The sequence below is a fragment of the Vibrio sp. 1751 genome, assembly GCF_033339895.1.
In the GTDB taxonomy this organism is placed as follows: Bacteria; Pseudomonadota; Gammaproteobacteria; order Enterobacterales; family Vibrionaceae; genus Vibrio; species Vibrio alginolyticus.
In genome coordinates, this window is sequence record NZ_JAWOVM010000026.1 from 21,581 (window position 1) to 41,360 (window position 19,780).

General features: G+C 44.3%; 18 protein-coding genes and 1 other annotated feature. Of the genes, 3 read left to right on the forward strand and 15 right to left on the reverse strand.

From position 1 onward, the window contains the following. Positions 1 to 111 precede the first annotated feature (111 nt). The 6 genes from yciA to R7041_RS10895 all read right to left on the reverse strand — a co-directional run bounded on the left by yciA (position 112) and on the right by R7041_RS10895 (position 6,982). Complete coding sequence (gene yciA, locus R7041_RS10870; protein WP_005376768.1) at positions 112 to 507, reverse strand: acyl-CoA thioester hydrolase YciA; 396 nt, start codon at positions 505 to 507, stop codon at positions 112 to 114. A 225-nt stretch (positions 508 to 732) separates the two neighbouring features. Continuing rightward, a complete protein-coding gene (locus R7041_RS10875; RefSeq protein WP_132936810.1) occupies positions 733 to 1,296 on the reverse strand; it encodes a septation protein A in 564 nt (187 codons plus the stop codon). A 198-nt stretch (positions 1,297 to 1,494) separates the two neighbouring features. Next, positions 1,495 to 1,737, reverse strand: coding sequence for a hypothetical protein (locus tag R7041_RS10880; RefSeq protein ID WP_005376770.1), 243 nt, complete (start codon positions 1,735 to 1,737; stop codon positions 1,495 to 1,497). Between the two features lie 111 nt (positions 1,738 to 1,848). Then, positions 1,849 to 4,389, reverse strand: coding sequence for a hybrid sensor histidine kinase/response regulator (locus tag R7041_RS10885; protein WP_206949239.1), 2,541 nt, complete (start codon positions 4,387 to 4,389; stop codon positions 1,849 to 1,851). Beyond that, on the reverse strand, positions 4,382 to 5,566 hold the full coding sequence (locus R7041_RS10890) for an acyl-homoserine-lactone synthase (RefSeq protein WP_151514975.1): 1,185 nt from the start codon (positions 5,564 to 5,566) through the stop codon (positions 4,382 to 4,384). Before R7041_RS10890 ends, R7041_RS10885 begins: the two co-directional genes overlap by 8 nt. A gap of 156 nt (positions 5,567 to 5,722) precedes the next feature. Next, complete coding sequence (locus R7041_RS10895) at positions 5,723 to 6,982, reverse strand: dicarboxylate/amino acid:cation symporter (protein WP_206949238.1); 1,260 nt, start codon at positions 6,980 to 6,982, stop codon at positions 5,723 to 5,725. 542 nt (positions 6,983 to 7,524) lie between these two features. On the opposite strand from R7041_RS10895, the gene R7041_RS10900 reads away from it, so the two are divergent. Beyond that, positions 7,525 to 9,066 carry a long-chain-fatty-acid--CoA ligase gene (locus R7041_RS10900; protein ID WP_206949237.1) on the forward strand — a complete coding sequence of 514 codons (1,542 nt, stop codon included), beginning with the start codon at positions 7,525 to 7,527 and terminating at the stop codon, positions 9,064 to 9,066. 126 nt (positions 9,067 to 9,192) lie between these two features. On the opposite strand, the gene R7041_RS10905 is transcribed toward R7041_RS10900, so the two are convergent. The 8 genes from R7041_RS10905 to R7041_RS10940 all read right to left on the reverse strand — a co-directional run bounded on the left by R7041_RS10905 (position 9,193) and on the right by R7041_RS10940 (position 17,139). Then, complete coding sequence (locus R7041_RS10905) at positions 9,193 to 9,888, reverse strand: Crp/Fnr family transcriptional regulator (RefSeq protein WP_005376777.1); 696 nt, start codon at positions 9,886 to 9,888, stop codon at positions 9,193 to 9,195. A 196-nt stretch (positions 9,889 to 10,084) separates the two neighbouring features. After that, positions 10,085 to 10,891, reverse strand: a complete 807-nt coding sequence (gene trpA, locus R7041_RS10910) for a tryptophan synthase subunit alpha (protein WP_025767264.1) — start codon at positions 10,889 to 10,891, stop codon at positions 10,085 to 10,087. Further along, positions 10,891 to 12,081: a tryptophan synthase subunit beta gene (gene trpB / locus R7041_RS10915; RefSeq protein WP_005445041.1), complete on the reverse strand. Its 1,191-nt coding sequence runs from the start codon at positions 12,079 to 12,081 to the stop codon at positions 10,891 to 10,893. The genes trpA and trpB overlap by 1 nt, the downstream gene beginning before the upstream one ends. A gap of 64 nt (positions 12,082 to 12,145) precedes the next feature. Next, on the reverse strand, positions 12,146 to 13,585 hold the full coding sequence (gene trpCF, locus R7041_RS10920) for a bifunctional indole-3-glycerol-phosphate synthase TrpC/phosphoribosylanthranilate isomerase TrpF (protein WP_206949236.1): 1,440 nt from the start codon (positions 13,583 to 13,585) through the stop codon (positions 12,146 to 12,148). 13 nt (positions 13,586 to 13,598) lie between these two features. Further along, positions 13,599 to 14,609, reverse strand: coding sequence for an anthranilate phosphoribosyltransferase (gene trpD, locus R7041_RS10925; protein WP_017635721.1), 1,011 nt, complete (start codon positions 14,607 to 14,609; stop codon positions 13,599 to 13,601). A gap of 37 nt (positions 14,610 to 14,646) precedes the next feature. After that, positions 14,647 to 15,255, reverse strand: coding sequence for an aminodeoxychorismate/anthranilate synthase component II (locus R7041_RS10930; protein ID WP_206949235.1), 609 nt, complete (start codon positions 15,253 to 15,255; stop codon positions 14,647 to 14,649). Between the two features lie 16 nt (positions 15,256 to 15,271). Next, a complete protein-coding gene (locus tag R7041_RS10935; RefSeq protein WP_154205181.1) occupies positions 15,272 to 16,837 on the reverse strand; it encodes an anthranilate synthase component 1 in 1,566 nt (521 codons plus the stop codon). Positions 16,838 to 16,963: 126 nt separating this feature from the next. Next, positions 16,964 to 17,067: a sequence feature (Trp leader region), on the reverse strand. Further along, positions 17,014 to 17,139, reverse strand: a complete 126-nt coding sequence (locus R7041_RS10940; protein WP_005376787.1) for a trp operon leader peptide — start codon at positions 17,137 to 17,139, stop codon at positions 17,014 to 17,016. It overlaps the preceding feature by 54 nt. 95 nt (positions 17,140 to 17,234) lie before the next feature. Here R7041_RS10940 and rnm point away from each other — a divergent pair, with 95 nt between their 5' ends. Together rnm and R7041_RS10950 are read left to right on the forward strand one after the other, a co-directional pair. Beyond that, positions 17,235 to 18,092 (forward strand): RNase RNM, encoded by an 858-nt coding sequence (gene rnm / locus R7041_RS10945; protein WP_005386777.1) that lies wholly within the window; start codon positions 17,235 to 17,237, stop codon positions 18,090 to 18,092. Between the two features lie 59 nt (positions 18,093 to 18,151). Then, positions 18,152 to 18,772 carry an L-threonylcarbamoyladenylate synthase gene (locus R7041_RS10950; RefSeq protein ID WP_005376791.1) on the forward strand — a complete coding sequence of 207 codons (621 nt, stop codon included), beginning with the start codon at positions 18,152 to 18,154 and terminating at the stop codon, positions 18,770 to 18,772. A 93-nt stretch (positions 18,773 to 18,865) separates the two neighbouring features. On the opposite strand, the gene R7041_RS10955 is transcribed toward R7041_RS10950, so the two are convergent. Then, positions 18,866 to 19,576 (reverse strand): calcium-binding protein, encoded by a 711-nt coding sequence (locus R7041_RS10955; RefSeq protein ID WP_005376796.1) that lies wholly within the window; start codon positions 19,574 to 19,576, stop codon positions 18,866 to 18,868. Between the last annotated feature and the right edge of the window lie 204 nt (positions 19,577 to 19,780).

Here is a 19,780-nt window from a genome sequence, read left to right on the forward strand (position 1 = left end):
TAGTTCCTTAATTGGTAGGGTAAAGTGTTAATTTAACGCCTTTTTTGTGTCTCTCACAAGTGAACAACAGAAAATGTGAGATCCTTTCTAACTGTTAGCGTTGTAGGTTGACTAATTCTGAACCGGACGTGGTTTACCTTCACTGTCAATGGCTACGTAGTTGAAGGTCGCATCACAAACCATGAAGCGTTCGCCAACACCGTGAGCTTTGACGGGTTTGACCCATACTTCCAAATCGACACTCATGGATGTGCGGCCGATCTTAGTGCATTCGCCGTAGCAGCATACGACATCGCCCACACCAACAGGTTTTTTGAACGTAATGCTTGATACCGAAACGGTGACAACGCGACCACAAGAGATCTCTTTTGCCAGAATCGCGCCCGCTAAGTCGAGCTGAGACATTATCCAACCGCCAAAAATATCGCCATTGGCGTTTGTATCTGCAGGCATTGCAAGGGTACGAAGCAGCATTTGACCTTTCGGAGAGCTAATTTCTTGACTCATTGTGACATCCTAAATCTTAAAGGCGCTCAAACTAAGCGCCAACATAGTAAATACCTAGAACCAAAGGTCCTTAAAAAACCGCAGATACCGGACCAGAGAAAGTTGGTTTACAGCAGCAAGAATGGTCTGAAAACGGTACGTTGTTTGAGCGGTTTACTGATACATGGAGCAAAACAGCGACCCAAAGGTCGCTGTGAAGTCGCGGATTATAGCAAAACTGAGTTTTTAATCATCAGTGGACACATCGGATGAGTTATTTTTTTGTTCTTTTGGCATGTATTTATAAATGTAAAAGCCAGTCACAATCATGTAGGCAAATGTCGCGATCAACATTCCAAATACTTTGAAGTTAACCCAAACATCCAACGGCAATTCGTAAGCAATATAAATATTTAGGCCAGCGAAGAATGAGAAGAAGCCAACCCAAGCCCAGTTAATCTTTGCCCAAACAGCGTCAGGTAACGTAATTTCCTTGCCTAGCATACCTTTGATGGCTGATTTTCCCAATGAGTGGCTCACTGCTAAGCCAATCGCCAGAATCGCGTAAATGATGGTGACTTTCCACTTTATAAAATTGTCGTCGTGGAAGAAAAGGGTCATGCCGCCGAAGATAGTGACGATAACAAATGTTATTAGTTGCATCTTTTCGACTTTCTTATACAGCGCGTAGGTGACGACAAGCTGAATGGCTGTTGCTACGATCAGTGCACCTGTCGCCACGTAGATGTCGTACAGCTTGTATAAAGCGAAGAAAATGATGAGTGGTATAAAGTCTAGGATCTGCTTCATGATGGCAAAATCTACCTAATTATTGAATTGAAGACAGTCTAACGGAATCTGACAAGATGTGAATACTGAGGAAGTTAAGGTAAGAATAGTAACGCTTAGTATATCGTATAGACCGCAAGATTCTTCCATGTCGAAACAGCATATGGAAGGAATAAAAATTGCCGCGTGAAGCGGCAATAGAGTTGAGAGTTTTAAACCTTAAGCCACACGTTGATATTGGGAAATAAGCGTTTTTACATCTTCTAAATAGCCTTCCCGTAGTAAGTTATCGACCGTTGCTTCTAGCTCTTCGAGAGACATCGTGAAGCAAGTGGATTTACCTGTCATCAGGCTCAGATATTGATGATACTCTTCTTCTGTATAGTGGCCTAAGCGATCAAGTAACAGTGTTTTGATTCCATGATGAATCAAGCCGTAGTATGTATGTCGATGAAGTAACATGGCGATCTCCTTATCAAGCTCATACGCTACTCTTTTGCAGCCTGCTTGACCTTCTGGATAATTCGATTTACTCCAATAATGCACATCTAGTGCCAATTCTATATTTGCAGATTAAAAAGTGTTGGAAGGTGCAAAATTCTCGTTCTGTAACCATCTTTGGATGACGACTTGAAGTGCATTTAACGTGGTGGGCTTTTCGAGTCTGTCATCCATGAGTTTCGAAATTAGCTCCAACTCTCTAGCTCCAGACTCACCAGATAAGGCAATGATTGGAACGGAGGATGTGATTTGCTTAATCCGTTGGCTTGCGTCAAATCCATTCATTACCGGCATTTGGACATCCATAAGAACGAGATCAATCTTGTGAGAGTGGAATAGTTCTACCGCAGAGGCTCCATTATTTGCTTGTAAGCTGTTGACTCCCAGTCTTTTCAAATACATCTGTACCAAGGTGCGTTGCACCTCTTTGTCATCAACAATGAGCACTGTTGGTGCATCGTTACATATTTGTACGTGTTGAGCTGAATGATTTTCAGAATGTGATGGAGTTGCTTTCCAGCTATCAAAGTCCGGTGCTCTCAATGTCTCTGGTTTTGGTGCGTTTGGTACGACTGGGAAATACAAGTAGAATTCTGTGAACTCGTTCAATTCAGACTGGCACTCTATTCGTCCTCCGAAGGAGCGCATAACACGTTGGCAATAGCCCAAACCTAAGCCACTGCCTCCGCTTTTTTGATACGAGAAAAAGTCATCAAATATCTTGTGTAAGATACTGCTATCTATACCTGGCCCACTATCTCGGAAGATCAGAATGTTTTCGTAAGCCCCCGTCTGGGTACGAATCTCAATTTGACTGTCGGGATAAGAATCAAAATAGTAGATAGCGTTACGAATCAAATTGAAAATGACAAAGTTAAACAGGGTCTCATTTAACTTCGCGACAAAATCGTGTGCCTGTGGCAGGTTAATTCTCTCTATTATTTGATCGTTTTCAAACCCATAACGGCTTACTGCTTGGTCGATGGCTTTATGTATGGAAGTGAGAGCTAAAGGCTCATGCTCTGGTGAGCTGTCGCTAACTTCTCGTAAAATAATATCGATAAGTTGTCGACCGCGTTGTATAGCGGCTTCACCTTTATCAATTTCTCTTTTTAGCGTATCCAGTGAGGCGTTTGACTCTATATGCTGTTTTAAAGCTTCAAATTGTAATTGTACTTGAGCGAGAGGGTTACGCATTTCATGTGCAATGGAGTTAGCCAGCGCACGGCTTTGGCGTACCTTTCTATCGGCTTCAATGGTGCTCTGGATGCGAACTAATAACGTTTGCAGAGCTGAGATTTCTTCATTAGAAAACAGCTTATTATCTATTTTATGTGAAGAAATCAGCAAGTGAGTAACAGATTTTCCACGACCGAAGAGAGGCATAACGAGCGCAGTATTGCTTGAGCGCATGCGCTCGTAGAGCTTTCTCATCGACCCTTTAGAAGAGGAGGCATAATCAATTTCTTCAGACAACTCATCAAGCACGAGAACTGACTTGCTTGACGGCAGGTACTCTTCGTAAAACGTTTCTGTGTAATTGCTAGTGACTAGCTGTAGCTTGTTGTTTGGTATGTTAAGTAACGATGCCAACTGACGCATAGCATCATCTATTGAGCGTTTAAACTCTTCCTCTAACCCAAGGATTTGCTGAACGGGAGTGTGTCGTTTCCCATAAATAAAATACGAAGCGAAACGACTGACTCGCTTAAAAAGCAAGTGCCAAGTGATACCGATAAGCGCACATAAAGGTACCGCAACAAGCCATTGGTTATCTTCAGAGATAGGAATAAATATCGCCCCTAGCGGCAGAACAAAAATGGCGCAGACTAAGAGCGCGCTTACCGTTAAGTACGTGAGATATTTAGCGCTGTAGAAGCGAGAGGTAAGTAGGGCATAGCCCACAAACAACATTTCGCTGATTGAAAGTGCTGGTGGTAACCAAGTTAGGGAGAAGTCGCCAAGGAAATACGTCATTCCAAGGTGTATCACTGCCGTAGATAACATGAATACCAAAATGCCAGCGATCATATAGTTGCTTTTTGCTAGCGTGAGCTTGCTGCTGTTAGCGCGCATGGCAATCAAGTTAAGCAGCGTTAGTACCACGAAAGCTAGCAAACTAATGAAAAAATATGAGGTATGTGGGCCAAATTCAATGACGAACTGGCTTGGACCACTAATGGTGACATTTTCGACAGTAAGATTCGGCACTAAGTTGATGTACAGTGAATACGTTGCTAGTGCGACAAAGACGACTTTTTGCCAGACTTTGACCGCTGCTTTTTTTACATCTGCGGTTAACTGGCAAGAAAAATAGAATGCAAACGCAAAGGCGAAAAAAGACGCTAAGTTCGCTAACTTAGCCATAAAAATGCCACCAACAGAGCCTAATTCTGGCAATAAATCGGTATGGAAATAGGCGTTGCTGCTTATCCAAACAATGATACAGCTGGAATAAGCGATGTAAGGCGCGTGATGCGAGCCTAAGATTGATTCACTCTTCTGTTTTAGGCGATAGCAGTAATACAGTAACCAAGCGAATACTATTAGTACAGTCGCGTACAATGCCATTGCTTTTGGGTAAAAGAGACCGTGCAAATGAACATCAAGCATGCTCATTCACCTTTTTATCCATTCTTTTTGTTCGTACGCAATGTTTGTAGTCGCGAAATTGTATGTCTTGAAATGCTTCAACCATCATACCTAAATTCCAGAAACCGCGGTATGTCTTGGTACCGTCACCGTTAATGTCGCGGTATCCTGAGTGAAAGTAGGCACTTAAATCAATAGATTGATAGAAATTTAACATAAACACTTGCTCAATAATGGTAAAGCCGAGCTTATAGCCTGCTTTATAGAGCTCGCTCATCATAGTTTTTTGCGCCAGATACAAAAAATACAGCTTTTGTTGAATGTTGCCTCCCACCGTAAGACGCAGTACTTCGCAAACCGCTTCACTGTTCTTTACGTGAGATTGAAACTGAGCATCAAACCCAATAAGAGTGTGCTCATGAGTTAGAGCACGACACTCCAAAATACCCAGTTGATTGAGAACACTGTACCCATGATTAGGAAAGCAAAACTGCCATTGTTCGTTACTAAACTGTGGTGAGTAACTGAGCCAGTTATTTCGTTGATGCCAGCTTTGCACTAAAGCGGAGGAGACCATGATTGGTGAAGATGACGATTTGAGCAAGAGCGCAAAGTGCTGCCCTTTTTGCGAGAGTGATAAAAGAGGCAAGATTTCAAACCATTGTTCAGTTTGGACGAAAAGCTCAAGATTACTCAGTGTGATCGCTTCGGAAATCGGCATTAACGCTGCATGATTTGGCAGCATTACCTCAAGATCGCAATCTGCGATATCTTCAATTAACACGCTAGTATAGCTGTGGTCGTCAAACGGAAGCGGAGTAGGAATCGCAGCTTCGTTTGAAGGATATTTTTGCTTGATTGCTTCGATCTCGCATTGACACCAGAAAACCATCCAATGCGGGTAACAATCTGCGGCAAGTTGTTCAAGTAAACGAATCTCTTCGGAGAAACCTGTCGGATATTGTTGCACTAAATCTCGATAATCCATTAACTCAAATAGTGCAGAAAGACTTTTTGATGCGTGTTTAGGAAAGAGAGATTTAAGCAGTTTTATTCGATACAGAGCAACCTGTTGAAAAAGAGCATCTCGTTTTTGTTTCGTTAGGGTAAGAATAACTAAGTCAATCAGTGCCTGCTGCTTTGATTCGATCGGCAAATTTGTTTTGGTGAGATATTCCAAAGATTGCTCAAGACTCATGATATAACCTAGTTCTAACGTTTTGTTATATTTTGTAATGGTTTATATCATTTTGAAAAATTTATGCCATCGGTTTCTATTTGTATAGTTACGTAATGCAAGAAAAGACAAAAAAACCGCTCATTATGAGCGGTTTTGGGTCTATTCAAGAAAGGGTTAGGCTTCTTGCTTTTTTAGCTCAGCTTCTGCCGTTTCTTCTTCAATTAGCGCATCAACGATAACTGCACATGCAGCATCACCTGTGATGTTCAGTGCTGTACGAATCATATCGAAAATACGGTCAAGAGCGAATAGCAGCGGTAGACCTTCAATTGGTATGCCAGCGGCAAGAAGCACGGCAACCACTAGGAAAGAAGGGCCAGGAACACCCGCTTGACCAACCGCACCCAATGTAGACGTTACGATAATTGCAATGTAAGCGCCCATGCCTAGATCGATATTGAACAGTTGAGCAAAGAAGATAGCAACCAAGCCATAGTAAATCGCATTACCTGACATGTTGATCGTTGCGCCTAGAGGCAGAACAAATGATGCAGTTGAATTTTTTACGCCCAGCTCTTTTTCACAGGTGTCCATTGTGACAGGCAGTGTTGCCATAGAAGACGCTGTTGAAAGCGCAACTGCTTGCGGTTTCTTCATTGAAGACAGGAATTTCTTCGCAGATGTCTTCGTGAAAACATGCACCATTGCTGGGTAAACAACGAAACCGAAGATTAGGATGGCAGCAACGTAAACAACGAACAGTTTGAATACCACCATTAGCGCACCAAAACCAAACGTACCGACTGCTTCTGCCATCAGACCAAATACACCGATAGGTGCAATGATCATTACTTTGTTGATCATCCAAACCATTGCGTCAACGATGCAGTTAACACCATTGATGATTGGTTCACGACGTTCTTTTGCTTGCTTAGAAATCGCAATACCAAAGAACATACAGAAAACGAGGATCTGTAGGATGTTTGCTTCATTTAGTGATTGGAAAACGTTGGTTGGGATCATACCAGTGATGGTTGCCCAGAAAGTAGGTAGTTCACCTTTTGAAGCGTATTCTGCTGAGAACATGCCTTCAACGCTAGAGACGTCGATACCCATGCCTGGTTGGAATACTTCACCCATAAATAGTGCAAGTGCAACGGCTAGGGCGGATGTTAAACCAAAATAACCTAGAGTGACGATGCCAACTTTACCTGCTGACTGGCTGTTCCCAAGACCAGCGGCGCCAGAAATCAAGGCTACAGCGACCAAAGGAATAACCAACATTTTGATTAAGTTGATAAAGATAGCACCTAAAGGAGCGAACACTGTCGCATCATGACCCATCATGGCACCAACGGCTGTGCCCACGATCATGGCGATTACGACTTGTACGCCAATGTTGTTTAGCAAACTCTTTTCTTTTAACACTTCCATAACCTCTGTGCTAATAAAATGTAAAATCCTAAAATTACCCACTAACCATAAATGGATTTACGGATAATTATCTCGCCTTGCTTTTTACACTTATCGTTTACAATTGGCAATATGCAGCAAGGTATTATTGATGGATTAATCGATATTTTATTGACGAACGATAAAGTTTTGCTCAATAGCAAACGTTTGCTATTGATTTTTCTTATAAGGGTCGCGCTTGGGATTGTTCAGGTTTATTTTTCTTATTTGTTTTCTTTTTGTTAATTTTAACCGCTTTTGTATTTGCTATTGCAGTCAGAATTTTTAGTGACTTGGGTTGATATTTATAACAATTCATCTCTTTCAAGCTCACACTTTTATTAATTTGCCTTCTGAAATGTTAATTGCTTTACATTCTTGGTTCTAATTGCGTTGTAAACATAATGTTAAATGCCAATGACTGGTGAGACTCAAATGCTGACGATCCAGTGTTAGAGATAACTTGCTTAGTTAATGCTCCTGAGCTGATTAGACGAGAAAGACAAGTAAGAGGTGAAGAGACTATGATGAATCTTGCTGCTGCGTTACAAAGAAATGCTGCGAGTAAACCAGATAAAACGGCGTTGATATGTGGCACTGAAAAGATAAATTATGCGCAGTTTGATGCGATCGCCGGCAAGATCGCAGCGTCTTTAATCAATAAAGGCGTAAAGCCAGGTGACCGCGTTGCGATTTCATGCCCAAACATTCCTTTTTTCGCGTTTGTTTATTATGCAATACAAAAAGCTGGCGCGGTTGCAGTCCCATTAAATGTGCTTTTGAAAGCGCGAGAAATTAAGTATCACTTAGAAGATTCAAAAGCGAAGTTTTATTTCTGCTTTGAAGGGACGAAAGAACTGCCAATGGCAAAAGAGGGTGTCAAAGCCTTTGAACAAGTCGATACATGCGAAGGCATAGTCGTATTGACTCAATCTCAAGATGAAAGCTATTGGAATGGTGTAATAACTCTCAATGCGTTTATAGCCGATGTCCAACCGTTGCCGGATTATATACCGCGTAATGCGGATGATACTTGTGTGATTTTGTATACATCAGGCACGACAGGCTTACCAAAAGGCGCTGAGCTGACTCAGCAGAACATCATAATGAACGCTCTGGTGGCACAAAATATTATGGGCAGCCAGGCCGATGATATTCACTTAGTAACTTTGCCTTTATTTCATACATTTGGTCAAACCGTCCACTTAAATGCTAGTGTTTTGGGCGGGGCAACATTGGTGTTAGTGCCTAGGTTTGAGCCTAAACATGTTCTTGAGCTGGTGGAAAAACATAGGGTGACGATATTTGCTGGTGTGCCAACGATGTACATCGGTCTGCTTCATGTGCAGGATCAATTTGATACCTCGTCATTGCGTGTTGCAGTAAGCGGTGGTGCGTCATTGCCAACCGAAATCTTTCGAACCTTTGAAGAAACATTTAATGTGCCGATCTTAGAAGGATACGGGTTGTCGGAGACAAGTCCTATTGCATGTTTTAATCATTTAGATCAGGAGCGTATACCAGGCTCGGTAGGTCAACCGGTTCAAGGCGTCGAAGTAAGAGTTATCGACATTGAAGGCAATGCACTACCGATAGGCGAAGAAGGTGAGATTGTTGTGCGTGGTCATAATGTTATGAAGGGATATCTTGACCGTCCAGAAGTTACTGAATCTGCGCTACAAAATGGTTGGTTCCATACTGGTGATGTGGGCCGCTTTGACAGTTCAGGTAATTTATTTATTGTCGATAGAATGAAAGATCTGATCATTCGAGGTGGATTTAATGTTTATCCCAGAGAAATTGAAGAAGTTTTCATGACTCATCCTGCAGTTTCAATGGTCGCGGTGATAGGGATTCCAAATGAAGAGTATGGCGAAGAGATAAAAGCTTACGTTGTACTTAAACCAAAAGAATACATTGACGCCGATTCATTACAAAAGTGGGGTAAAGAGCAATTAGCCTCGTTTAAATATCCTCGTTATGTCGAAATTCGTGAACACCTCCCGATGAGTGCGACAGGAAAGATTTTGAAACGTGAGTTGAAATCTGAATTGAATATAGCTTAGTCAATTCAATGGTTTTTGTGTCACAGCGCCACTTGCCTAAGCGCAAATGGTGTTGTGCTCTTGACCAATTAGATGCATAAGTTTTTTAGCTATCGTCAGACAATACTTACCGTTTGCTGAATGGATCTATTGCTCGAGTTCTTTAAAGTATTCTTCTAAGCGTTTCGGATTGGTAATGGTTACTGAGCCATAGTTTAGCTCTAGCATCCCGATACTTTCTAATCGTTTTAGTATCTTGTGTACGCTCTGACGAGTTAGCCCCATCATGTTAGCGATATGTTCTCTTGTTACCCTGACAACGCATGGTCGAGTATCGATCGCTTGATTAAGTTGGTATTCAGCAAGCAGCAGCAACCTTTTGGCGACTCGTTCTTCAATTCCTCTAATCGCGTCATCTTCGATAACAGAAATAGCAGACCACAAGCGGCGGCTAAGTAAGTCGAGTATAGTGGGGTAACTTTGAGGGTATTTGGCGAGTAATTGGCGAAATTTATCTCCAGGAAGCTCCATTACAGTCACGTCAGAATGAGCGGTCGCACCAAAAATACGAGGCATGCCGGGAGAAAAAACATTGTCTCCAAACCAACCACCAGCTTCGAAAATCATCAGTGTGACTTCTTTGCCTTTTGAACTAATTGAGTTCACTCTCACTGCACCTTGAGCTATGACCATAAGAGAAGATTGAAGCGCACCTTTATTGCAAATCAGTGCTTTTTCGTCGAAGCAGCGAACCTTAGTCATTTGCGCTGCTTCACTAAGCCCTTTATCTGGCAGCCCTGATAGTACAGGACATTTGGCTAGCAGTGTTTTGACTTCTTCCATGTAGCAACCTTACTGCACATTGCTTTATTGAGTTAGTTAAGTTACCCAAGCTTAACACTCTTTGAGTGCTCTGCTTGAGATAGATTTGGAAAGTGCGGGCGTTGAACAAAAAATGACGTGGTATAAACGCGATAGTAAGAAAACGCCCACTAAACATAATGTTAAGCGGGCGTTGTTGTGTCATATCAAACTGAAATTATTTTTGAGTGGCAGCTTTCATTGCAGAAACGAATTCACCTAGCTTGTCGAGCATAATTTGTGGCTGCTCAACGTTCGCTTCAATGATCTTCACGACAGCCGAACCGGAAATAGCCCCCGCCGCACCAGATTCTAGTGCTTGTTTCACCTGTGCTGGCTCTGAGATGCCAAAACCAAGTAGTGCTGGTGGCGCATCAAATTGGTTCAGTCTATCCAGCATATGACCTACAGGCATGTTTGCTTTGGTTTCTGCGCCAGTAACGCCTGCACGAGATAGTAGGTAAGTGTAGCCGCCACCTAACTCTGATACTTGCTTCAGTGTTTCATCACTTGCCGTTGGTGGTGCGATGAAGATTGGGTGAATACCAAACTTTTCTGCAGCAGCAACAAATTCAGCACTTTCATTAGTTGGTACGTCTGCAATCAAAACAGAATCGATGCCTGCTTTTGCACAACGCTCATAGAAGTTCTCGATACCACGAGAGTAAACAAGGTTCGCGTACATCAGAAGGCCAATAGGCAACTCTGGGTACTTAGCTCGGATCTTACCGATTTGCTCGAAGCAGATATCTGGTGTTGCACCTGAATCTAACGCGCGAATGTTAGCGCCTTGGATGGTTGGGCCATCGGCTAGCGGATCTGAAAATGGAATACCAAGTTCAAGGGCATCTGCGCCAGACTCAACCAGTGTTTCCATGATTTTGTAAGACTGCTCTGCGTTTGGATCGCAAACCGTTACGAACGGTACAAACGCGCCTTGGTTCTTTTCGTTTAGGCGCTCAAACATCTTTTCATAACGGCTCATTAGATTGCTCCTTTTTCTTCTAGGATGGCATGCACAGTGAAGATATCTTTATCACCACGACCAGATAGGTTAACAACCAACAATTGCTCTTTTTCTGGGTTCTCACGAGCCATACGCAGTGCATGAGCCAGTGCGTGAGAAGATTCTAGAGCAGGGATGATACCTTCGTGACGCGCAATCTCTTGGAATGCTTCTAGCGCCTCATCATCTGTTACGTTGTCGTATTCAGCACGGCCGATTGCGTTTAGGTGGGCGTGTTGTGGACCAACTGAAGGGAAATCAAGACCAGCAGATACTGAGTAAGACTCTTCAACTTGGCCGTTTGGATCTTGCATCAATGGCGCTTTCATACCGAAGAAGATGCCTGTTTTACCATGCTTAAGTGGTGCACCGTGCTGGTCAGTATCGATACCTTTACCTGCTGGCTCAACACCAATTAGGCGAACGCTTTCTTCTTCGATGAAGTCAGCAAACATGCCGATAGCGTTTGAACCACCGCCCACACATGCGATAACCGCATCAGGAAGACGGCCTTCACGTGCCAAAATCTGATTCTTCGTTTCTTCACCAATCATGCGTTGGAAGTCACGCACGATGGTTGGGAATGGGTGAGGACCTGCCGCTGTACCTAGTAGGTAGTGCGCGTCTTCATAAGTTGCAGACCAGTCGCGTAGCGCTTCGTTACATGCGTCTTTAAGCGTTGCTGAACCCGAGTGGACAGGAATAACTTCTGCGCCCATTAGCTTCATACGGAATACGTTCGGGCTTTGACGCTCAACGTCTTTTGCACCCATGTAAACGCGACACTTAAGGCCAAGCAGCGCACACGCTAGTGCAGTTGCTACACCGTGTTGGCCTGCGCCTGTTTCTGCGATGATTTCGTTTTTACCCATGCGTTTTGCAAGTAGCGCTTGACCTAACACTTGGTTGGTCTTGTGCGCGCCACCGTGAAGTAGGTCTTCACGTTTTAGGTACAGTTTGGTTTTCGTACCTTTGGTTAGGTTACGAGTTAGAGTCAAAGCCGTTGGACGGCCCGCATACTCTTGGAGAAGCGTCATGAATTCGCTGCGGAATTCTGGATCTTCTTGCGCGTCGATAAACGCTTGCTCTAGTTGCTCCAGTGCTGGAACTAGAATTTGCGGAACGTACTGACCGCCGTATTCGCCAAAGTAGGCATTCAGTTTTGCCATCGTTATATTCCTTCTCGTATTTTTCGCTACGAATAGCTTTAAATTTTTTAGCTGATATCCAGCTTTAGTAGTTGCGAATGGCGCTGAATGCCGCAAGCAACTTCTGTGAATCTTTTTTGCCTGGTGCGCTTTCTACACCAGAGTTTAAATCTAATCCCAAGCAACCTAGTGTCGCTGCTTGTTGAGCATTTTCTGGCGACAGTCCGCCCGCTAGCATAATTTGACTTGGGTCGCCGATCAGTGACCAGTCGAACACTTGTCCGGTTCCACCTGTTTGAGTGCCAACTTGCGCATCTAATAGGTGACGGTCAATGTTGTCCGAAAGCAGTTCTGGCTTCGCATCTGTCACACCGTAAGCTTTCCAGATTTCAACACATGCTGGTAGCTCTGCTTTTAGCTGATTAACGTAAGCTTGGTCTTCTTGACCGTGCAGTTGCACCGCTTTTAAACCCAAAGAGGTCACGACAGAAGCAACAAAATCGATATCGTGATTTTGGAACACGCCTACGTAGTTAAGTGGAGCACCGCTCATGGTTAAGCGCGCACCTTCAAGGTCGACCGCACGCTTCGAATTCTCGACAAAAATCAGACCACCAAATACCGCACCAGCTTGGTACGCTTTCGCTGCGTCATCTGGGTGCGTTAAGCCACAGACTTTATTTTCGCCCAGCGTCACTTTGCGTACTGCAAGCTCTAGGTTGTCTTCCGCCATCAGTGAACTACCAATCAAGAAGCCGTCTGCGTATTCCGCTAAATCACGAACTTGTTGATGGGTATAAATGCCAGATTCTGAGATTACTGTTGCGTTAGGAGCCAGTTCGCGAATTGTCGGTGCCAGTTCTTTAGTACGATTCAAATCAGTACTTAGGTCGCGAAGGTTACGGTTATTAATGCCGATAACGCGTGCGCCTAGCTTAACTGCACGATGAAGCTCTTCTTCGTTGCTGACTTCGGTCAAGATACCCATGTTCAGGCTGTGCGCTACTTCTTCTAGCGCTTTGTACTCTTCGTCATTCAAGACAGAAAGCATCAATAGCACGGCATCAGCACTGTAATGACGCGCTAGGTAAACTTGGTAGGTATCTACCATGAAGTCTTTGCACAGAACCGGTTGTTTGACTTGACCACGCACTTGAGGAAGAAAGTCAAAGTTACCTTGGAAGTACTTCTCGTCTGTTAGGACTGAAATCGCATCAGCATGGTTGTTGTAAACCGATGCAATGTAATCCAAGTCGAAGTGATCACGAATCAAACCTTTAGAAGGAGATGCCTTCTTACATTCGGTGATGAAGGCCGTCTTTTCGCCACTCAGAGCATCGTAGAAGCTGCGGTCCGATGGAAGCAAATCAGACTGAAATGTGCTTAGCGGTTGAGACACCTTACGGTCTGCTACCCACTGATATTTGTCGCGGACAATTTTCGCCAGTACTTCTGCCATTTCTGCTTCTTTCTTAGAAACGTGTTCAGACAGGTTGTCAGCTTGCTGAGTGTTGAAGTCAGTCATCTTCTTCAATTCCTTAAGCGTGTGCGGCAAGTTGTTGTACCAATTGGTACGCCTTGCCTGAATTCATTGCCTCAATCGCTTGTTGCGTGTTGGCTTTTAAATCTTCGTGGCCGAATAGACGCATTAGCAGAGCAACGTTTACTGCCACTGCGCCCAATTGTGCGTCTGTACCTTTACCCGTCAGAATATTGGTAATGATCGCTTTGTTTTCTTCAGGATCGCCACCTTTGATTGCTTCTAGTGGGTGCGCTTCTAGACCGAAGTCTGCAGGCGTTAATTTGTATTCTGTGATCTTACCGTCTTTGATTTCGGCAACGGTTGTTTCACCGTGAATTGCTACTTCGTCCAAACCACTGCCGTGTACTACAGCGGCGCGCTTCATACCCATTTGTAGCATGGTTTCTGCGATAGGACGAACCAGTTCTTCACTGTAAACGCCCATCAATTCGATGTTAGGACGAGCAGGGTTAATCAGTGGGCCAAGAATGTTAAAGATGGTGCGTGTTTTCATGGTTTGACGCACTGGCATCGCATGGCGCACACCACCGTGGTATTGAGGTGCAAATAGGAAAGCAACACCGATATCGTCTACCGCTTTGCGCGTATCTTCTGCGCTCATAGCTAGGTTGATACCAAATGAATCAAGAAGGTCAGAAGAACCCGATTTGCTTGAAACGCTGCGGTTACCGTGTTTCGCTACTTTTAGACCACATGCTGCAGCAACAAACGCCGCAGTGGTTGAAATGTTGATGGTGTTGTGACCGTCGCCGCCAGTACCTACGATATCCGCGAAATCATAATCTGGACGAGGGAATGGGTTTGCGTTTGCCAGCAGTGCTTTTGCCGCGCCTGCAATTTCGTCTGGCGTTTCGCCTTTGATTTTTAGTGCAGTCAGCGCTGACGCCATCAAAATTGGATCTAGTTCACCACGGATAATGATGTCGAATAGCTGTTGGCTCTCTTCCTGAGTAAGCGATTCTTGCTCGTACAGTTTGGTAATAATAGGGTTGATGATTGCTTCCATATTTCCTCTCCTAAATTTCTTATGTGCCAAGTGCTTTTTAAGCAGTGAGTGGGGTCGCTGAAGTTTGTTCTTCAAGTGCCCATTCAATGGCATTGGCCAACAGTGTTGCTCCGTAGGTCGTCATAATAGATTCCGGGTGGAACTGGAACCCGCAAACTTTATCTTCTTCATGTACAACAGACATTACCAAGTCATCCACTTCTGCTGTGATGGTTAGGCTCTCAGGAACCTTGGTCGCAACCAGCGAGTGGTAACGTGCAATTGCAAGTGGTGATGGTAGGTTTTGGTAAATCGCATGGTTTTGGTGCTCCATCATAGATACCTTACCGTGAATGATTTCGCCCGCGCCAGCAACGGTGCCGCCGTATGCTTCAACAATCGCTTGGTGACCAAGACAAATTCCGATCATCGGCACTTTGCCTTTCATGCGTTGGATAAGCTCCGGCATTGAGCCTGCCTCTGACGGTGCGCCAGGACCTGGCGATAGCAGAACCACCGGGTTTTCAAGCTCGTTTATCGCTTGTTCAATGGTTTCTGCTGGAATGTTGTTTCGGTAAATCTTGACTGAGTGACCTAGCGAGCGGAATTGATCCACAAGGTTGTAGGTGAACGAGTCAAAGTTGTCGATAAAAATGATATTAGCCATCTCTGAACCCTATTCCTTATTGTGACTTATGCGCTGCTTGGATAGCAGAGATTACCGCTTGTGCTTTGCCGCGCGTTTCGTCTGCTTCCGCTTGCGGATCAGAGTCGAACACCACGCCTGCACCAGCTTGAACTTGAGCAATGCCGTTTTCTACGTAAGCTGAGCGAATGACGATACACGTGTCGAGTGTGCCTTCACCAGTTAGGTAACCAACCGCACCGCCGTAGCTACCGCGACGTGCGCCTTCCACATCGCGAATCAACTGCATTGCGCGAATCTTTGGTGCACCAGTGAGCGTGCCCATGTTCATACAAGCTTGGTATGCGTGCAGCGCGTCTAGGTCTTCACGCAGTTGACCAACCACGCGTGATACCAAGTGCATCACGTGGCTGTAACGGTCGACTTTTAGAAGGTCTGCTACGTGGCGAGTGCCAGCTTGAGCAATACGAGCGACGTCGTTACGTGCCAAGTCAACCAACATCATGTGTTCTGCGTTTTCTTTCATGTCGGTGCGTAGTTCAAGTTCGATGCGGCTATCTAGGTCGAAATCGATCTCTCCATTCGGGCGCTTACCGCGGCGACGTGTGCCTGCAATTGGGTAGATTTCAATTTGGTTGGTATCGGTTTCATACTTAAGCGCGCTTTCAGGTGATGCGCCAAACAGAGTGAACAGCTCATCTTGCATGTAGAACATGTAAGGGCTTGGGTTACTTTGTTTCAGTTCTTTGTAAGCCGCCAGTGGAGAAGGACAAGGTAGAGTGAATCTACGAGACGGTACAACTTGGAATACATCGCCTTTCACTACGAACTCTTTTAAGTCGCGAACGGTTTGGCAGAAGTCTGCATCAGACACGCTAGGTTCTACCGTTACATCTGTTATTTGCTCTGCACTCGGCAACAGTTTTGGCGCTGCACACTGGGCGCTAATTTCTGCAATACGAGTCTCTAACGCTGTTTTCTCTGAACCATCAACAAACAACGTCGCTTGAAGCTGGCAAGATTCCGTTTGATGGTCGACAACAAGTAGTGTTTCCGCGACGTAGAAAACGTAATCTGGACACTGATTTGTTGCTTCGGCATTACCAAGCGGCTCAAAGTTTGCGACTAAGTCGTAGGCAAACAGACCACCAAGGAAAATTGCGTGTTTGTCTTGCTGTGAAATATCAAAACTATGCTGAACCAAACGTAGCGCATCGAAAGAAGAGGCTTCACGTAGGCGAGAGTCTTCATCTAACGTGTCGCATGGCTGGTTAAACTGCAAAGTTAGCGTTTCGCCATCGAACTTGCTCTCAACGTCACCACGGATGTTCTGGTTTAGGTGAGACAGTAGGTTTTTACCGTTATTGCTCAAGGCGTGCATGCTAACGGTATGGCCGAAGCAAACAATGCGAACCGCTGAATCTACGATCAGCAGGGATTTTAAATTTTGCTTTGAATCGATCTCAGCAGATTCCAGCAATAGGCTGTCAGTTTTGTTCTCACATAGTGTGTGGAACAAGCGAGTCGGGTCTTGAGTATAAGGGACGGAAGCCGTTAGCGCTTCAAGCTGTCCAAGTTTCTTAATTTCAATGGCCTTGTTCACAAGACCTCCTTGTAGCTGTTTAAATCTTCCTGCCGTACATAGTCGCATAAAGCAAACGTTCTCCCAATCTAGAGTTGGCTATATTCGATTAATGTTTAGGCAGTTGAATGTGAAATGAGCAACAAAACAAAAAAGCCCGCTTAAGTAGCGGGCTTTACAACGTTTGGTTCTATAAACTAGAAGTATACGTTTGCCCACCAAGAACTAGTCCAAGTGCGCCACCAAGCAAGATCTGATGAGTTTGCCTTATTAAGACAAACCGCAACTTTCGCTTTTTGGTTTTGGTTAAATTCTTGTAACATGGTGAACCTTAAATTACGTACTTTGTATTTGTGTACTAGTTAACTAGTGCGAGAGTAAAAAGTCAACCCCAAAACGGCATTAAAACGATAAAAATATGAGAATTGATTTACATAGTCACACCACTGCATCGGACGGTCGGTTAGAACCTAAAGATTTAGTGGAAAGGGCGCTGAGTTTTGATATCGAGGTTTTGGCGATCACTGATCATGATACGGTTGACGGTTTGGCGTTAGCTAAGCAATACGTTCAAGATAATAATTTGCCGATAAAAATCATCAATGGCATTGAGATATCGACCGTCTGGCAAAACAAAGATATTCATATTGTCGGCCTGAATATCGATCCGGAAAATGAACAATTATCTGCCCTCATAGAACAACAGAAGCAGCATCGCATAACACGATCTGAGTTAATTGCAGAGCGACTACAAAAAGCAACTCGAGTAGGTGTGCTTGAAGAGGTAAGGCAAATCGCCGGTGATGCTCCAGTGACAAGAGCGCATTTCGCGAAATGGTTGGTAGATAATGGTTACGCAAAAACCATGCAAATGGTGTTTAAAAAATACCTAACGCGTAATAACCCAGGTTATGTACCACCGAATTGGTGTTCGATGAAGGATGCGGTTGATGCTATCCATGCGGCTGGTGGAATGGCGGTATTAGCGCATCCTGGTAGATATAAGTTGACAGCGAAGTGGATTAAGCGTCTTCTAGCAGCGTTTGTCGAAGCGGGTGGTGATGCGATGGAAGTTGCACAGCCACAGCAAGCGCAACAAGAAAGGCGCAACTTGGCTGATTATGCTATACAATACAAACTATTAGCCTCTCAAGGCAGTGATTTTCACTACCCATCACCGTGGATGGAGCTAGGAAGGAACCTATGGTTGCCTGCTGGCGTCGAACCAGTTTGGAAAGATTGGGGAATAGATCCTTCGTTGAATAATACTCAGTAATACGAAGTCGAGAACCCATAAAAATATAGAGCCGAGAGGCTCGATAATGAGGAATTACAATGAGCCAGTTTTTTTACGTTCACCCAGAAAACCCACAGGCTCGCTTGATTAATCAAGCAGTAGCAATCATTCGTAACGGCGGCGTTGTGGTTTACCCTACTGATTCAGGGTACGCACTTGGCTGTCAGTTGGAGAACAAACAGGCACTGGAACGAATCTGTCAGATTCGTCGTCTGGATGATAAGCATAACTTTACTTTACTGTGTCGTGATTTGTCGGAGCTTTCTCTCTATGCGCGAGTGGATAACTCTGCATTCCGACTGCTGAAAAATAACACACCAGGTCCTTACACCTTCATCTTCAAAGGTACTAAAGAAGTACCGCGTCGTTTGATGAATGCAAAACGTAAGACCATCGGTATCCGTGTCCCAGACAATCAAATTGCCTTGGACTTGTTGGAAGCATTAGGTGAGCCGATGATGTCTACGTCGTTGATTCTACCTGGCAGTGACGTAACAGAATCTGATCCAGAGGATATTCGCGATAAACTAGAACATGCGGTTGATGTGATTCTTAATGGCGGTTACCTAGGTGAACAACCTACGACTGTAATTGACTTTAGCGAAGGTGAACCTGTTGTAGTTCGTTTGGGATCAGGTGACCCTGCACCATTCGAATAGTAGACGCACACCACCGCCAAACAAAATAGGAGGCATCGCGCCTCCTATTTTAGTTGTCATATCGAATATCTCATTGAACTTAACTGATTGAGGTTAAGCGAAATCGAAAATGTCGATACCATTTTGTTCTGCATAGTTGATGTATGCAGAGCTCACACCGTTTAGTGTCACTTCAACATTGTATTCATCACTTGAGAATACTGCCCAGCCACATTCATTGTAAGATAAAGTCAGATCATCCGCTGAATCCAAGAACGTATCTCGAATGCCATCGTTATCAGTGTCTCGGCCCATATCAAAGACAAGTTTGTCATGGAAAATATTAAAATCGACAATGTCGGCTTTGACATCAATATCGTTGGAAGATACTGGCTGATCAGGTACACCAATAGCCAGGCGGTTTGTAAGCACGAAGGTGTCGTCTCCACAGCCACCGCTCAGTACTGATTCACCATCACCAACAACGAGTGTGTCGTTACCCCAGCCACCACTCAAGTAGTTGTTGCCTGAATAATCAAAAATTGTGTCGTCGCCACAGCCACCAAAGAGTTTGTCGTTTCCTAATCCGCCGGATAGGAAATCGTTTCCAAAGCCGCCAGAAACAAAGTCGTTACCTCGGCCACCAAGCAAGGTATCGTCTCCCCAGCCACCGAAGACAATATCATTACCTCCGTATCCTACAAACTTATCATCACCACAGAAGCCGAAGAAAATATCGGTTGTTTCAGAGCCTTTTGTGCCTGTCATATCGTCATCTTGAGATGTCCCAAAAATCCAATTTAGGTCGAGATTTAGCATAGACATTGTTCTATTCCTTTTTGTCTGATTTATGCCAATCACCGAGAGTGCAGAGCGAACCTAGTGAGTCAGAGTACACGATAGCATTAGTGTTATTTTTGATGTGAACTAATGACTTAAAGACAATTTTTGTCTTGTTACCCACGACCTTGCTTTGCTATGAGCGCTCATTGTCTGCGGTGATTGGTATTACTTAGCAGCAAACAGGGA

Bases quoted from the DNA above. Each gene is read 5' to 3' on its own strand.
- R7041_RS10955 (WP_005376796.1), bottom strand. From the start codon at position 19,576: ATGTCTATGCTAAATCTCGACCTAAATTGGATTTTTGGGACATCTCAA.
- R7041_RS10950 (WP_005376791.1), top strand. From the start codon at position 18,152: ATGAGCCAGTTTTTTTACGTTCACCCAGAAAACCCACAGGCTCGCTTG.
- trpD (WP_017635721.1), bottom strand. From the start codon at position 14,609: ATGGAAGCAATCATCAACCCTATTATTACCAAACTGTACGAGCAAGAA.
- R7041_RS10905 (WP_005376777.1), bottom strand. From the start codon at position 9,888: ATGGAAGAAGTCAAAACACTGCTAGCCAAATGTCCTGTACTATCAGGG.
- trpB (WP_005445041.1), bottom strand. From the start codon at position 12,081: ATGGCAAAACTGAATGCCTACTTTGGCGAATACGGCGGTCAGTACGTT.
- R7041_RS10930 (WP_206949235.1), bottom strand. From the start codon at position 15,255: ATGGCTAATATCATTTTTATCGACAACTTTGACTCGTTCACCTACAAC.
- R7041_RS10900 (WP_206949237.1), top strand. From the start codon at position 7,525: ATGATGAATCTTGCTGCTGCGTTACAAAGAAATGCTGCGAGTAAACCA.
- R7041_RS10890 (WP_151514975.1), bottom strand. From the start codon at position 5,566: ATGAGTCTTGAGCAATCTTTGGAATATCTCACCAAAACAAATTTGCCG.
- rnm (WP_005386777.1), top strand. From the start codon at position 17,235: ATGAGAATTGATTTACATAGTCACACCACTGCATCGGACGGTCGGTTA.
- R7041_RS10885 (WP_206949239.1), bottom strand. From the start codon at position 4,389: ATGCTTGATGTTCATTTGCACGGTCTCTTTTACCCAAAAGCAATGGCA.
- R7041_RS10940 (WP_005376787.1), bottom strand. From the start codon at position 17,139: ATGTTACAAGAATTTAACCAAAACCAAAAAGCGAAAGTTGCGGTTTGT.
- trpA (WP_025767264.1), bottom strand. From the start codon at position 10,891: ATGAGCCGTTATGAAAAGATGTTTGAGCGCCTAAACGAAAAGAACCAA.
- R7041_RS10875 (WP_132936810.1), bottom strand. From the start codon at position 1,296: ATGAAGCAGATCCTAGACTTTATACCACTCATCATTTTCTTCGCTTTA.
- R7041_RS10895 (WP_206949238.1), bottom strand. From the start codon at position 6,982: ATGGAAGTGTTAAAAGAAAAGAGTTTGCTAAACAACATTGGCGTACAA.
- yciA (WP_005376768.1), bottom strand. From the start codon at position 507: ATGAGTCAAGAAATTAGCTCTCCGAAAGGTCAAATGCTGCTTCGTACC.
- R7041_RS10880 (WP_005376770.1), bottom strand. From the start codon at position 1,737: ATGTTACTTCATCGACATACATACTACGGCTTGATTCATCATGGAATC.
- trpCF (WP_206949236.1), bottom strand. From the start codon at position 13,585: ATGACTGACTTCAACACTCAGCAAGCTGACAACCTGTCTGAACACGTT.